17 protein-coding genes are annotated in these 13,054 nt (G+C 75.1%); 4 read left to right on the top strand and 13 right to left on the bottom strand.

The annotated features are described in order from the left end of the window. Window positions 1-61: 61 nt before the first annotated feature. From G7075_RS18555 to G7075_RS18535, 5 genes are all read right to left on the bottom strand, one after another. Window positions 62-688, bottom strand: a complete 627-nt coding sequence (locus tag G7075_RS18555; RefSeq protein ID WP_166123933.1) for a response regulator transcription factor — start codon at window positions 686-688, stop codon at window positions 62-64. Then, window positions 685-1,896, bottom strand: coding sequence for a sensor histidine kinase (locus tag G7075_RS18550; protein ID WP_166123932.1), 1,212 nt, complete (start codon window positions 1,894-1,896; stop codon window positions 685-687). Before G7075_RS18550 ends, G7075_RS18555 begins: the two co-directional genes overlap by 4 nt. Window positions 1,897-1,935: 39 nt before the next feature. Further along, window positions 1,936-2,736, bottom strand: a complete 801-nt coding sequence (locus tag G7075_RS18545) for an ABC transporter permease (RefSeq protein WP_166123931.1) — start codon at window positions 2,734-2,736, stop codon at window positions 1,936-1,938. Further along, window positions 2,733-3,602 (bottom strand): ABC transporter ATP-binding protein, encoded by an 870-nt coding sequence (locus G7075_RS18540; protein ID WP_166123930.1) that lies wholly within the window; start codon window positions 3,600-3,602, stop codon window positions 2,733-2,735. Before G7075_RS18540 ends, G7075_RS18545 begins: the two co-directional genes overlap by 4 nt. A 144-nt stretch (window positions 3,603-3,746) precedes the next feature. Then, entirely contained in the window at window positions 3,747-5,003 is a 1,257-nt protein-coding gene (locus tag G7075_RS18535) for an MFS transporter (protein WP_240918081.1), read from the bottom strand. Between the two features lie 60 nt (window positions 5,004-5,063). Here G7075_RS18535 and G7075_RS20465 point away from each other — a divergent pair, with 60 nt between their 5' ends. After that, window positions 5,064-5,630 (top strand): helix-turn-helix transcriptional regulator, encoded by a 567-nt coding sequence (locus G7075_RS20465; protein WP_205860570.1) that lies wholly within the window; start codon window positions 5,064-5,066, stop codon window positions 5,628-5,630. 34 nt (window positions 5,631-5,664) lie between these two features. On the opposite strand, the gene G7075_RS18525 is transcribed toward G7075_RS20465, so the two are convergent. From G7075_RS18525 to G7075_RS18505, 5 genes are all read right to left on the bottom strand, one after another. Next, on the bottom strand, window positions 5,665-6,231 hold the full coding sequence (locus G7075_RS18525) for a dihydrofolate reductase family protein (RefSeq protein ID WP_166123928.1): 567 nt from the start codon (window positions 6,229-6,231) through the stop codon (window positions 5,665-5,667). Window positions 6,232-6,346: 115 nt separating this feature from the next. Then, window positions 6,347-6,883, bottom strand: a complete 537-nt coding sequence (locus tag G7075_RS18520) for a DUF6636 domain-containing protein (RefSeq protein WP_166123927.1) — start codon at window positions 6,881-6,883, stop codon at window positions 6,347-6,349. 44 nt (window positions 6,884-6,927) lie between these two features. Further along, window positions 6,928-7,587 (bottom strand): LemA family protein, encoded by a 660-nt coding sequence (locus tag G7075_RS18515; RefSeq protein ID WP_166123926.1) that lies wholly within the window; start codon window positions 7,585-7,587, stop codon window positions 6,928-6,930. Between the two features lie 49 nt (window positions 7,588-7,636). After that, window positions 7,637-8,191: an orotate phosphoribosyltransferase gene (pyrE, locus tag G7075_RS18510; protein WP_166123925.1), complete on the bottom strand. Its 555-nt coding sequence runs from the start codon at window positions 8,189-8,191 to the stop codon at window positions 7,637-7,639. Window positions 8,192-8,264: 73 nt separating this feature from the next. Beyond that, window positions 8,265-8,750 carry a hypothetical protein gene (locus G7075_RS18505; protein ID WP_166123924.1) on the bottom strand — a complete coding sequence of 162 codons (486 nt, stop codon included), beginning with the start codon at window positions 8,748-8,750 and terminating at the stop codon, window positions 8,265-8,267. Between the two features lie 101 nt (window positions 8,751-8,851). On the opposite strand from G7075_RS18505, the gene G7075_RS18500 reads away from it, so the two are divergent. Next, window positions 8,852-9,064 carry a hypothetical protein gene (locus tag G7075_RS18500; protein ID WP_166123923.1) on the top strand — a complete coding sequence of 71 codons (213 nt, stop codon included), beginning with the start codon at window positions 8,852-8,854 and terminating at the stop codon, window positions 9,062-9,064. Between the two features lie 69 nt (window positions 9,065-9,133). Here G7075_RS18500 and G7075_RS18495 read toward each other — a convergent pair whose 3' ends face one another. Continuing rightward, on the bottom strand, window positions 9,134-9,574 hold the full coding sequence (locus tag G7075_RS18495; protein WP_166123922.1) for a hypothetical protein: 441 nt from the start codon (window positions 9,572-9,574) through the stop codon (window positions 9,134-9,136). A gap of 84 nt (window positions 9,575-9,658) precedes the next feature. Beyond that, complete coding sequence (locus G7075_RS18490) at window positions 9,659-10,432, bottom strand: SDR family oxidoreductase (RefSeq protein ID WP_166123921.1); 774 nt, start codon at window positions 10,430-10,432, stop codon at window positions 9,659-9,661. 78 nt (window positions 10,433-10,510) lie between these two features. Here G7075_RS18490 and G7075_RS18485 point away from each other — a divergent pair, with 78 nt between their 5' ends. Together G7075_RS18485 and G7075_RS18480 are read left to right on the top strand one after the other, a co-directional pair. Then, on the top strand, window positions 10,511-11,290 hold the full coding sequence (locus G7075_RS18485; RefSeq protein ID WP_166123920.1) for an exodeoxyribonuclease III: 780 nt from the start codon (window positions 10,511-10,513) through the stop codon (window positions 11,288-11,290). Window positions 11,291-11,453: 163 nt separating this feature from the next. Continuing rightward, window positions 11,454-11,771, top strand: coding sequence for a hypothetical protein (locus G7075_RS18480; protein ID WP_166123919.1), 318 nt, complete (start codon window positions 11,454-11,456; stop codon window positions 11,769-11,771). Window positions 11,772-12,239: 468 nt separating this feature from the next. Here the strand turns inward: G7075_RS18480 and G7075_RS18475 are convergent, their stop codons facing one another. Continuing rightward, on the bottom strand, window positions 12,240-13,052 hold the full coding sequence (locus tag G7075_RS18475; RefSeq protein WP_166123918.1) for an Fpg/Nei family DNA glycosylase: 813 nt from the start codon (window positions 13,050-13,052) through the stop codon (window positions 12,240-12,242). Between the last annotated feature and the right edge of the window lie 2 nt (window positions 13,053-13,054).

Genomic DNA, 13,054 nt, shown 5'->3' with positions numbered 1-13,054 from the left:
TCCTGGCCGTCGAGCCCGCTGCAGCGGGCTCGACCGGCGGAACCGGGCTCGACCCCGTCCCTCAGCCGAGGTCGATGAGCCCGCGCCGGTGCGCCTCGGCGACGGCGGCCGTGCGGTCCTGGACCCCCAGCTTGGCGAAGGCCCGCAGCAGGTGGGTCTTGACCGTGGCCTCGCCGATGAACAGCTCACGTCCGACCTCGGCGTTGGACAGCCCGCGCGCGACGAGGGCCAGCACCTCGACCTCGCGCCCGGTGACCTCCGGGCCGGCCGGGGTGCGCAGCCGGTCGGCGAGCCGGGCCGCCACAGGGGGCGCGAGGACCGTCTCGCCGCGGGCCGCCCGGCGGATCGCGTCGGTGAGCACCGACGTCGGCGCGTCCTTGAGCAGGTAGCCGCGCGCGCCGGCCTCGACGGCCCGCACGATGTCGGCGTCGGTGTCGTAGGTCGTGAGCACGAGCACGTGGGGGGCTCCGGCCATCGACCGCAGGCGCGCGGTGGCCTCCGCGCCGTCCATCACCGGCATCCGCAGGTCCATGAGGACGACGTCGGGTGTCAGCCGCGGCACGAGCGCCAACGCCTCCGCCCCGTTGCCGGCCTCCCCGACGACCTCGAGGTCGGGCTCCTCCCCGAGCACCGCGACCATCCCCGCCCGCACGACGGGGTGGTCGTCGACGACGAGCAGCCGGATCACCGCGGCACCTCCAGCCGCAGGGTCGTGCCGGCGCCGGGCGCGCTCGTCAGCCCCACCGCGCCACCGATCTGGGCGGCCCGGGCCCGGACCCCGTCGAGCCCGAAGCCGTGGGCGTCGGCGGTGGGGTCGAAGCCGCGCCCGTCGTCGGTGACGGTGAGGACGACGCGCTGCGGCTCGTAGGCCAGGGCGAGGTCGACCCGGGCCGCCGCCGCGTGCCGGCGCACGTTGGACAGCGCCTCCTGGGCCGTGCGCAGGAGGACGACCTCGGCGACACCTCCCAGGGGCGCCGGCTCGCCGTCGACCCAGACGTCGGCGTGCAGCCCCGTCTCGCTGCTCACGGCGGCGCCCAGCCGCTGCATCGCCTCGACGAGCGTGCGCGACTGGAGGTGCCCGGGGGTCAGCTCGGCGACGATGAGGCGGGCCTCGGCGAGGTTGTCGACGGCCGTGCGCTCGATGAGCGCGAGCCGCTCGCGGGCGGTGTCGGCGTCGCCGCGGGCCAGCGCGGACTCGGCGGCCCGGGAGAGCGTGACGACCGAGGTGAAGCCTTGGGCGAGGGTGTCGTGGATCTCGCGGGAGATGCGCTCGCGCTCGTCCTGCACGCCGCGGTCGCGCTCGACCGCGGCCAGTCGGGCCTGGGTCGCGCGCAGCTCGTCGATGGTCTCGGCGCGGGACTGCGCCTCGTCGACGATGCGGTTGATGAAGATCCCCAGGGCCATCGAGATCCCCAACGAGATCACCGAGCTGATGAGGATGGCGCCCAGCGCCTCGGAGTCGAAACCGCTCTGCCAGAACCGCACCGCACCGAAGGTCACGAGGGTGAGCAGCGTCCCCACGGCCGCCGAGCGGACCTCGAGCATCGCCCACATCTGCGGGTAGAGGATGAAGAAGAGCATCCACGACTCGGTGCCCGGGTCGACCAGCTGGATCGCCAGGAGCAGCGACCAGGCGATGACCTGGTAGGCCACCCCGGCGCCCCGAAGCTGCTGGATGCCCCGCACCCCGAGGGTCGCGTAGGCCACCGCGATGGCGAGGAGCAGCAGGAGCGTGGGCCAGAGGCCGTGGGGGCCACGCTCGTCGAGGACGGCGACGACGACCGCCGAGACCCACACGACGGCGAAGGCCCCGTGCCAGAACGGTTCCTGCCGACGCCACATGGCGTGGAACTCGGCCCTCGAGGTGCCCGGCTCTGGGCAGTCGACCTCGCTCATGGCCTCATCCTGCACCGCCCGCGCCACCGGCACCGCGCCTCACACCGATCCGCGCTTGAACCACTTGAAGGTCGTCACGCAGAGGACCAGCCCGCCGACCGCCCACGCCGCGAGGACGAGGAGGACCCGGCCCTGCTCCCACGAGCCGGCCATCTCCGCCTGCGCCAGGCCGTCGGGCAGGAAGACCGCGCGCATGCCCTGCGCGATCCACTTGAGCGGGAAGAGCGAGGCGATCTGCTGGAGCCACTGCGGCACGTCGGTGAAGGCGATGTAGACGCCGGAGATGAACTGCAGGACCAGCTGCGGGCCGATGACGACCGCGCCGATGGAGCGGGCGGTCGAGAGCGACGAGTAGGCGATGCCGAGCACGGTGCCCCCGACGAGGCCGAGCGAGAAGACCCCCGCGAGCAGGGCCCAGCGACCGGCGCCCGACGGCAGTGGGACGTCGAAGGCGAGGCGCGCCACGAGCAGGAGGATGGCCAGCTGGACGACCGAGGTGACGGCGACGAGGCCGACCTTGCCGAGGAAGTACGCGACGGGCGGCATCGGCGTCGAGCGCAGCCGCTTGAGCGAGCCGTCGTCGCGCTCGGTGGCCACCGAGAGGGCCATCGTCTGGAAGCTCGTGAGGATGACGCCGGCCGCGACCATCCCGGGGAGGAAGTAGCGCGCGGCGGTCATCCCACCGTTGTCACCGCCCTCGAACTGGCTCGAGAAGATCACCGAGAAGAGCGCGAGCAGGAGGATCGGGAAGAGGAAGCTGAAGAAGACGGCCTCCTTCTCGCGCGAGTACATCTTCACCTCGAGGCGCGTGCGGTCGAGGCCGAGGGCGAGGGCGTTCATGCGGGGACCTCCGTGGTCTCGTCGGTGACGTGCGGGGCGATGAGCTCGAGGTAGACGTCCTCGAGCGAGGGGCGGGAGACGGTCAGCTCGGGGACCTCACCGGGGAAGCGCGCGGCGAGCCGGGCGACCTCCGCGGTCGGCTCCGCGGTGCGCACCCTGCGCCGCGTGCCCTCCTCCTCCCAGGAGACGGTGGCCTCCTCCTGCTGGCGGCCGCCGAGGTCGGCCGGGGTGTCGAGCGCGAGCAGCCGTCCTCCGGCGATGACGCCGACGCGGTCGGCGAGCTGCTCGGCCTCGTCGAGGTAGTGCGTCGTGAGGAGGATGGTCGTGCCGTCGTGGGCGAGGCTGCGGATGAGCCCCCAGAAGTCGCGCCGGGCCTGCGGGTCGAAGCCGGTCGTCGGCTCGTCGAGGAAGAGCAGCTCGGGGCGGCCGACGATGCCCAGGGCCACGTCGAGCCGGCGCCGCTGGCCCCCGGAGAGCCCGACGACGCGGTCGTCGGCCTTCTCGGTGAGCCCGGTCGCGTCGAGCACCTCGTCGACGTCACGCGGGGCGCGGTAGCACCGGGCGGTGCTGCGGAGGATCTCGCGCGGCGTCAGCAGGTCGAGGCCGCCGCTGCTCTGCAGGACGATGCCGATGCGGTCGCGCCAGTGCAGCGGGGCGCCGTGCGGGTCGGTGCCGAGGACGGCGACCTCGCCGCCGTCGCGGTCGCGGAACCCCTCGAGGATCTCGACGGTCGTCGTCTTCCCGGCGCCGTTCGGGCCGAGGAGGGCGAACACCTCGCCGAGCTCGACGTCGAGGTCGAGACCGGCGACGGCGCGGTGCTCGCCGTAGGACTTCGTGAGGCCGCGGAGGCGGATCGCTGTGCTCATGCCTCCAGCCTGCTCGCGTCGGCCTTCTCGCGCGACGCCCGGGCGGTGGACGTCACGTCCACCGACCGGTGGACCCGCCGACCCCTCGGGTTCGAGGTGAAAGCGGACCACGAGACGGCCCGCTTTCACCTCGACCGAGCGGGGTCAGGGGCGCAGCGCCGGCTCCGGAAGCGCGGCACCGGCGGCGCGGCGGACGCGCCAGGCGGCCACGGCGGCGACGAGCAGCGTGCCGACCCCGGCCACGAGGTACGCGGCGCGCGGGCCGGCGAGCGTCCCGACGGCGCCACCGAGGACGAGGGCGAGCGCCCCCGCCGCCCGCGACAGGCCGCTGACCAGCGCGACGACGGCTCCGCGGTGGGTGGCCTCGAGCTCGTCGAGGAGCAGGCCGAAGACGAGGGCGTTGACGACCCCGAGGACCAGCCCGAGCCCCAGCCCGAGGGCGACGTAGCCGAGGTAGCCCGGCACCAGGGCCTGGCCGGTCTGCCCGACACCGATGAGGGCGATCGCGGCGAGCACGAGCCACACCCGGGAGGTGCGGGTCGTCGCCGCCCCGGAGAGGACCGCCCCCACGACGGCCGCGGCCCCGTGCACGGCCTCGGCCAGCCCGAACTGCACCGGGCTCGCCCCGAGCACGTCGCGCAGCATGAACACCTCGACGGCGTTGACCGACTCCAGCGTCACCACGAGGGGCAGCAGGGCCCAGACGAGCACGGCGAGCACGGGGTCGGCCCGCAGGGCGGTGACGCCGTCGCGGGGCAGGAGGGTCGCGGTCCAGCCGGGGCGGGCGGACGGCCCGCCCGGGGCGGAGGGTCCGGTCTCCCGGGCCTGGCGGGCGACCCGCCCGAGGGTGATCGCCGCCGCCGCGAGCGCGAGGAAGGAGAGGGCGTCGAGCGCCAGCGCCGCCGACGGTCCGCGCCACTGGACGAGCACGCCGCCGAGGCCCGCACCGGCCGGACCGGCGACCCCGCGGATCGCCTGCTGGAGGGCGACGACCCGCCCGGCCGTCCCCTCCGGCACGAGGCGCGGGAGCACCGCCGACCATGCCGGGTTGCCGAGCGCGAACGCGGTCTGCAGCACGAGGACCAGGCCGAGCGTCGCGGCGAGCCCGTCGACGAGCGCGAGGGCCCCGGCCGCCGCGGCCTGGACCAGACCGGTCGCCGCGAGGAGCCGCCGGGGGTCGGCCCGGTCGGCCAGCGCCCCGGCGACCCCCATCGTCAGGACCACGGGCAGGGCGAACGCGCCGAGCAACAGCGCCACCGCCCACGGCCCCTCCCCCGAGCCGTGAACCCGCAGGAGCAGGGCCACCATCGCCGCGGAGTCACCGGCGACGCTCACGGCCGCGGCGAGGAGCACGGTGCGCACCGCGCGCACCGACAGCACCTCGCGGTAGTTCCGAAGCATCTGTTTCACAAATGTGAAGGTAACCCTTCACATCAGCCCCGGTCAACTAGCATCGGGACCATGGCCGCGCCCGACCGCTCCGAGCTGCGGATCACCGACCCCCGGGCGCTGCGGGCCCTGGCCCACCCGGCGCGCCAGCACGTCATCACCGAGCTGTTCTCGGGCGAGGTCCTCACGGCCACCGAGGCCGCGCGCCTGTGCGGGCTGACCCCCTCGGCGATGAGCTACCACCTGCGCGCCCTCGAGAAGTGGGGCATCGTCGAGCGCGACGAGAGCGCGGACGGGCGCGAACGGCCGTGGCGCGCAACGGCCCACGCCATCAACATCACCCCGGAGGCCCACCGCGGCGCCGGGGTCGCGACGAGCCGCGCGTCGGTCCACACCTGGTTCGCCGACCTCGAGGACGACCTCGACCGGCTCGTCGACGCGGTGGGTGACGGCGAGAGCCACGGCATGACCTCACGCGGGCGCCTGTGGCTCACCGACGACGAGGAGCGCCGGCTGCGCGAGGACCTCCACGAGGTCGTGCGCCGGCACCGTGGCCGGGCGCGGCGCGAGCACCCCGAGGGCGCGCGCGCCTACAACGTCTACTCCCTCGTCCTCCCGGCCGAGCCCACCGACGGCTGAGCCGCGGCCGGGCCGTCGGCCGGTCGCGCCGGGCTCAGGCGGGGTAGCCGACCCCGTACCGCACGTGGACGACGCCGCTGCCCATCCGCCCCTGCTCCAGCAGCCGCAGGTCGAGCCGGACCCCCCGGGGCAGCGCGGGCTTGCCCCCGCCGACGACAACCGGGTGCACGAGCAGCACGCACTCGTCGACGAGGCCGTGCCGGAAGGCCTCGGTGGCGATCTCGGCGCCACCGATGCTCACGTCGGCGGCGGAGGCCTCGACGAGGACCCGGACCGCCTCGGGGTCGAAGCTCCGCTCGATCCTCGTGCGCGCGGTCGACACCTCTTCGAGCGACGTGGAGTAGACGACCTTGTCGGTGTCGCGCCAGATCCCCGCGTACTCGCGGACGATCGGGGCGTGGCCGGCCAGCCACTCGTCCTCCTCCCAGACGCGCATCGACTCGTACATGCGACGCCCGTAGAGGGAGGTGCCGATGCCGCGCTCGTGCTCGTTCCAGAACTCGTGCAGCTCCTCGTCCGGCACGGACCAGTCGAAGGACCCCGACGCGTCCTCGAGGAAGCCGTCGAGCGACATGTTCGCCCCGTAGACCAGCCTGCCCATGCCGAGCCCCCTCCGTCGCGGGGCACCAGCCTGCGACCCCCGGACCTCGACGGTCAAGGGGCGCAGGGGACCGACGGCCACCCCCGCCACCCCCGACAGCGCCGGGCCCGGCCGGTCAGAAGGGCGTGAACGCCTCACGGGCGAGCTCGAACCCGTGCCCCGACCCGCTGTGCCAACAGGTCAGGCTGCTGCGCCGACTGAGGCACCGGAAGTCGTCGACCACCGTGAGCGTGTCGTACGCCAGGGTCGTGCGCTCGGGGTGCAGGTAGGCGGGCGGTGGGTCGCCACGGCAGACGCCCATCGACGGCACCCGGCCCGGTTGGAGGGTGACCTCGTTCGCGGACCAGTCGACGTCGCACGGCTCGGAGGGCGACGGCAGCGGGAACGCGGTGCTCGTGATGACGCAGTCGACGAGGCCGCCGTCGCCGTCGTCCTCGACGGAGCAGCGGATGTTGCCTGACGGGGTCGCGAACGCCCGCACCGACACCCGGGTGGCGTCGCCGGGGTCGGGCGGTCCCGGCGTCGTCGGGGACGACGTCGGTGTGGAGGTGGGCTCCGGGGTCCGGCTCGCGCTGGTGGTCGGTGACCCGGTCGCGGTGACCACGGGGTCGTCGGAGGGGTCGTCCGCGCTGCACGCAGCGAGGAGCGCCACGGCCAGGAGGATCCCCGCGCCCGCAGCACCCCGGCCGCGCACGGTCAGGCCTGGGTGCCCGGTGCCGGCGGCGTGCTCGCCCCCGTGCCCTCCGGGGCCCCGGGCTGCTGCTGGTACCCGCTCGACGGCGGGATGGTCGCGTCGCGCTGGCCGAAGTCGACCTTCGGGGCCTCGCGCTGCTCGCCGACGGCCTCGAAGTACTCGGCGCGGTCGATCGTGAAGAGGTTCGCGACGATGTTCGTCGGCACCGTCTCGACCTTGGTGTTGAGGTCGCGCACGGTCGCGTTGTAGTAGCGGCGGGCCGATGCGATGCGGTCCTCGGTGGAGGTCAGCTCGTTCTGGAGGGCGAGGAAGTTCTGGTTGGCCTTGAGGTCGGGGTAGGCCTCGACGATGGCCAGCAGCCGCCCGAGCGCCTGGCTGAGCATGTTCTCGCTCTCGGCCTGCTGGGCCGGGGACTGGCCGGGCGCCATCGCCGCCGAGCGGGCCTTCACGACGTCCTCGAGCGTGCCGCGCTCGTGGGCCGCGTAGCCCTTGACCGTCTCGACGAGGTTGCCGATGAGGTCGTGCCGGCGGGTCAGCTCGACGTCGATCTGGCGCCAGGCCTCCTGCACGAGGTTCCGCAGCTTGATGAGGCCGTTGTACGCCGAGACCGCCCAGAGGACGAGCACGACGAGGATGACGACGACGACGATGGTGGCGATCACGAGACGGTCCTCCGGGTCCTGGCGGCTGGGTCGATCGTAGGGCCTGGGTTCAGGCGAGGCCGAGGTCCGCGAGCCCGAACACGTGCCGGTACTCCAGCCCCGCCTCGGCGAACCGCTCGGCGGCCCCGGTGGCGCGGTCGGCGATCGTCGCGACGGCGACGACCGTGGCGCCGGCCTCCTGGACGGCCTGCGCGGCGTCGAGCGGGCTGGCGCCGGTGGTCGAGGTGTCCTCGACGACGAGGACCCGACGGCCCTCGACCGACGGCCCCTCGATGCGCTGCTGCAGCCCGTGCGCCTTCCCGGCCTTGCGGACGACGAAGGCGTCGAGGCGCCCACCGGCCGCCGCGCGGGCGTGGAGCATCGCCGTGGCGACGGGGTCGGCGCCGAGGGTCAGCCCGCCGACGGCGTCGAACTCGAGGTCGGCGACGAGGTCGAGCATCACCCGGCCGACGAGCGGGCTCGCCTCGCCGTCGAGGGTGATGCGGCGCAGGTCGACGTAGTAGTCGGCCTCCGTGCCGGAGGAGAGGGTGACGCGGCCGTGGACGACGGCCCGGGCGCGGACGATCTCGAGGAGGCGGGCACGGTCGGCGGCGATGTCGGTCACGGGCACCACGGTAGGGGCTGGGACCGGCCGGCAGCCCACCCCGTCCGGCGGGCCGACGGGCTCGCGCCCGGGCTCAGCGGCGGCGGCGCGGCGGCACGGAGCCGTAGAAGGCCGCGCCCAGGTCGGGCGAGGTCACCCCGGTGCCCCACTCCCCGGACCAGCCGACGCCGTCCTGACCCGGAGGGTCGTGGGCGACGGGCGGCAGCGGGTCGGTGCCGTCCCACAGCTCGCGGCCCACGGCCAGGGTGGCTCCGGCGGGGCTGCCGACGACGGCCCGGGCCAGCAGGCGCAGCAGGTCGGGGCGCATGCCGTCGAGGAGGATGCGGGGCCGGTGCCGCTCGGCGAGCACGAGCAGCCGGGCCACCTCGTGGACGTCGTCCGGGTGCAGCCGGGTGCCGACGAGCAGCAGCCGGTGGACCTCGCCGAGGAGCTGGGTGCGCGCGGCGGACCCGAGGGCCGTGAGGGCGTGGCGGTGCGCCGTCTCCTGCCAGTCGACAGGGCCGGTGCGCAGCAGGTGGCGGTACTCCCGGAGCACCGCCGTCTCGGCGGCGGGTCGCACCCCCCGAGGGTACGTCCGGGTGGCCCGCACGGATAGGGCCGCGGCGCGGGAGACCGCGGGCCGACGGCCCGGAACCCGGAGCCCCACGGGCCCGTCGGAGGATGACCGACCACCCGAGGAGCCCCGATGACGCAGCCCCCAACGCCCCCGAGCTCCGCTGCCCCCTCTGCGCGAACACCGACTTCCAGCGCGAGGAGTCCCGGCAGGACTCGCGCTGGGGCTTCACCTCGCACCGGATGACGCTGCTCGTGTGCACCCGCTGCCGGTACGTCCTGCACTTCTACGACGCCCACTCGATCTTCGACATCGACTGAGCACCGACCCGGGCCGGCCGCGGAGGGGCGGCCGGCCCGCGCCGGGCCCAGCGGCGGCGGGGACCGTCGTCAGCCCGCCGCCCGGTCCATGAGCATCTCGGCGGCCTTGCCGAGCGCCTCCTGCATGTCCGCGTCGTGGTCGTACTGCGCCGCGAGGCCCGCGGCGGTCACGGCGGCGGCCGCGAAGACCTGGCCGTCGTCCCAGCCCTTCGGCGGGGTCGGCCACGGCCAGCGCCGGGGCCAGCCCGTACCGCACCAGTCGTCGACCTCCTCGAGGAGGGCCCGCGCGCCGCCGTCCTTGCCGCCCACGATGATGATCGAGGTGAGCAGGACGCCGCGCATGAGGTCCGCCCCCGTCCGCGCCTCCAGCGGCGGGATCGGCTGCGGGTTGAGCGCCACCGCGTCGTGACCGCCCACCCGGGCGAGCAGGTGCCCGTGCGGGATGACCGCGTCCCAGGCCTCGGGCGGGATGAGCCCGAGCTTCGCCAGCGACTTCCAGTTCAGTGCCATGGGGTCCTCCCTCGTCGGCCCGCGCGGTGCGGGTCATCGGGGAGGAGCGAGGGGGCGCCCCCGCTGATACCGGGGGCGCGGACCTCAGCGGCGACGCAGGGCCGCGACGAGCCGGCTCGCACCCCCGCGCACGAGCGGACGCGGCAGGGCGCGGACGACGAGTGCCGCGACCTTCCACTGCGGCCCCGGCACCGAGACGACCCGGCCCGCGGCGGCGTCGGCCAGCCCCTGCTGGGCCACCTCGGCGGCGTCGAGCCACATCCCGTGCGGGACGCCGGGCAGGGTCATCCGGGCCCGTTCGTGGAACTCGGTGCGGGTCAGGCCGGGGCAGACGGCCGTGACGGTGACTCCGGTGCCCCGCAGCTGGCCGGCGAGGGCCTCGCTGAAGACCGTGACGAAGGACTTCTCGGCCGCGTAGGTGCCGTCGGCCATGAACGAGGCGACCGAGCTGATGTTGACGATGGTGCCGCGGCGGCGCTCGCGCATCGCCCGGCCCGCGGCGTGGCAGGTGAGCAGCACGGCCCGGACCATGACGTCCAGGGCGGCCTCCTCCTGGGCCAGGTCGTTGTCGAGGAAGGGACGGTGCAGCCCGAAGCCGGCGTTGTTGACGAGCAGGTCGACCGGCCGCTGCGGGTCGGCGAGCCGGCGGCACACCTCCTCGGTCTGTGCCCGGTCCGCGAGGTCGGCGACGAGCACCTCCGTGGCGGTGCCGTGCCTCGCGTGCAGCTCGCCGGCGAGCCGCTCGAGGCGGGCCCGGTCGCGGGCGACGAGGACGAGGTCGTGGCCCTCGCGGGCCAGCCGCTCGGCGAAGGCGCGGCCGATGCCGGCCGAGGCGCCGGTGACGAGGGCGGTGGTCATCCCCAGACCCTAGGACCGGTCGGGTGGGGTGTCGCCGCCCCGCCGGGCGGCGTCGGTGGTGCTCGTTAGGGTTGCGAGGTGCGCATCGCCACCTGGAACGTCAACTCCATCCGCTCCCGCATCGACCGCGTCGAGGACTGGCTGCGGCGCACCGACGTCGACGTGCTCGCCATGCAGGAGACCAAGGCCCGCGAGGACCAGTTCCCGTTCGACCGGTTCGAGGCGCTGGGCTACGAGGTCGCCCACCACGGGCTCAACCAGTGGAACGGCGTGGCCGTGCTGTCCCGGGTGGGGCTCGACGACGTGCAGGTCGGGTTCGACGGTGACCCGGGCTGGGGCGAGCCGCTGGCCCCCGAGGCCCGGGCCATCGGGGCGACCTGCGGGGGCGTCCGGTTCTGGTCGGTCTACGTGCCCAACGGCCGCGCCCTCGATGACCCGCACATGGCCTACAAGCTCGCCTGGCTCGGGCAACTGCGCGACCGCGCCGTCGAGTGGGCCGCCGACGGCACCCCCGTCGCCCTCTGCGGCGACTGGAACATCGCCCCGCGCGACGAGGACGTCTGGTCGATGGAGTACTACCTCGACAAGTCGCACGTCAGCCCGCCCGAGCGCGCCGCGTTCTCGGCGTTCCTCCAGGCCGGCTTCGTCGACGTCGTGCGGCCGCACACCCCCGGCGCCTACACGTACTGGGACTACCAGCGCCTCGCCTTCCCCAAGAAGCGCGGGATGCGCATCGACTTCGTGCTCGGCTCGCCGTCGTTCGCCGCCCGGGTGGCCGGCGCCGCCGTCGACCGCGAGGAGCGCAAGGGCACCGGCGCGAGCGACCACGCGCCGGTCGTCGTCCAGCTCGACGGCTGAGCGGGCGCGTCGAACCGGCGGGCCGGGGGCTGACGGACGTCGGGGGTCGGGGCTACCGTGCCGGGATGAGTCGCCGCCCCCACGAGAACGTCGCGACGGTCCTCGTCGACCCGACGGTGCTCGCCGCCCTCGAGGTGTCGCTCATGCACCTCGACCTGCGGGTGTGGCCGATGGCGACCGCCCCATCTGCGCCGACGGCCCGCGCCAGGCCGCGCAGTACCGGCGCCGCGTGCTCGAGGCGCGCCGTGGGGCGTGGGACCACGCCGCCGAGTGGGTGCCGGTCTGGGTCTCCTTCGGCGCCTCGTGGCGCGAGGGCGCCGAGCCGCTGCCCTGGGCCGCCCACGCCGCGCTCTGGGACGAGCTGGCGCGCTGGGACGGTCACCTCCACTACCGCAAGTGCCTCACCGGGGTCGCGCCCCTGCCGGTGCCCGTCGGGGTCGACGGCGAGGGGTCCGGTCCGCGCGTCCGTCGCCGCACCTGACCTGCGGCCGCACCTGACCTGCGGCGGCCCCGGGCCCACCCGATCTCGCTGACCCCACCCCCGACGCCAGGAAGGGTTCCTGGCGGAGAAACAGGGGCCAGCACCCCCACTCCGACGCCAGGAAAGCCTCCTGGGGGCGAAACGGGGGCCAGCACCCCCACTCCGACGCCAGGAAAGCCTCCTGGCGGGGAAACGGGGGCCATCACCCCCACCCCGACGCCAGGAAAGCCTCCTGGGGGCGAAACGGGGGCCAGCACCCCCACTCCGACGCCAGGAAAGCCTCCTGGCGGGGAAACGGGGGCCAGCACCCCCACCCCGACGCCAGGAAAGCCTCCTGGCGGGGAAACGGGGGCCAGCACCCCCACCCCGACGCCAGGAAAGCCTCCTGGCGGGGAAACGGGGGCCAGCACCCCCACCCCGACGCCAGGAAAGCCTCCTGGTGGCGAAACGGGGCGGGGGCGCGCGGGCTCAGACCTGCTCGCGGGGGCAGAACCACGTCGTGCGGCCGCCGACGGTCGCCCGGCGCATCTCGGCGCCGCAGCGCGGGCAGTGCCCCGACGGCCCGCGGTGCGCCACGACCTCGAGGGTGTGCACGCCGCCGTGCCGGATCGCCGAGCGGACGGCCGCGCGCACCTGCCGCCGCAGCCCGTCGAGCTCCTCGACGCTCAGCTCCCCCGCCGGCCGCCGCGGGTCGAGCCGGGCCCGCCACAGCACCTCGTCGGCGAGCAGGTTGCCCACCCCGGCGATGCTCGACTGGTCGAGCAGTCGGGCCTTGACGGGCAGCCGCCCGCGCCCGACCCGTTCGCGGAACTCCTCGCGCCCGACCTCGGCGGCGTCGGGCCCGAGCGCGTCGACGTCGGGGTCGAGCCGCACCCGCCCGAGCCGCCGAGGGTCGAGCAGCCGCAGCGCCCCGCCGTCCTCGAACTCGAGGGTGAAGCGGAACCACTCCTCGCGGCGACGGGCGGGGTCGGCCCGCCGGCCGGTGCCCTGGTAGTCCCCGCCCTCGGCCGTGCCACCCGGACCGCTCACGAGGATGCGCCCGCTCATGCCCAGGTGGATGCCGAGGGTCGGCGACCCGTCACCGCCGACGTCGCACCAGATGGACTTGCCACGCCGGTGTGCCGCGGTCAGCCGGTGCCCGACGAGGGCGTCGCGGATCTCGCCGGGCAGGTGCGGCCGGCACTCCCACGTGTCGGAGTCGTCGACGCCGATGATGGTGCGGTGCAGGCCTCCCCGGTCGATGACGGACCGGGCCGACTCGACCTCGGGAAGCTCGGGCACCG

The organism is Phycicoccus sp. HDW14 (genome assembly GCF_011383005.1).
Lineage (GTDB): Bacteria > Actinomycetota > Actinomycetes > Actinomycetales > Dermatophilaceae > Phycicoccus.
This window is presented reverse-complemented; position numbering and strand designations above follow the sequence as displayed.

Coding starts and splice junctions, on each gene's coding strand:
- G7075_RS18535 (WP_240918081.1), bottom strand. CDS start 5,003: ATGCTTCGGAACTACCGCGAGGTGCTGTCGGTGCGCGCGGTGCGCACC.
- G7075_RS18545 (WP_166123931.1), bottom strand. CDS start 2,736: ATGAACGCCCTCGCCCTCGGCCTCGACCGCACGCGCCTCGAGGTGAAG.
- G7075_RS18550 (WP_166123932.1), bottom strand. CDS start 1,896: ATGAGCGAGGTCGACTGCCCAGAGCCGGGCACCTCGAGGGCCGAGTTC.
- G7075_RS18495 (WP_166123922.1), bottom strand. CDS start 9,574: ATGGCACTGAACTGGAAGTCGCTGGCGAAGCTCGGGCTCATCCCGCCC.
- G7075_RS18500 (WP_166123923.1), top strand. CDS start 8,852: ATGACCGACCACCCGAGGAGCCCCGATGACGCAGCCCCCAACGCCCCC.
- G7075_RS18525 (WP_166123928.1), bottom strand. CDS start 6,231: ATGGGCAGGCTGGTCTACGGGGCGAACATGTCGCTCGACGGCTTCCTC.
- G7075_RS18540 (WP_166123930.1), bottom strand. CDS start 3,602: ATGAGCACAGCGATCCGCCTCCGCGGCCTCACGAAGTCCTACGGCGAG.
- G7075_RS20465 (WP_205860570.1), top strand. CDS start 5,064: ATGGCCGCGCCCGACCGCTCCGAGCTGCGGATCACCGACCCCCGGGCG.
- G7075_RS18490 (WP_166123921.1), bottom strand. CDS start 10,432: ATGACCACCGCCCTCGTCACCGGCGCCTCGGCCGGCATCGGCCGCGCC.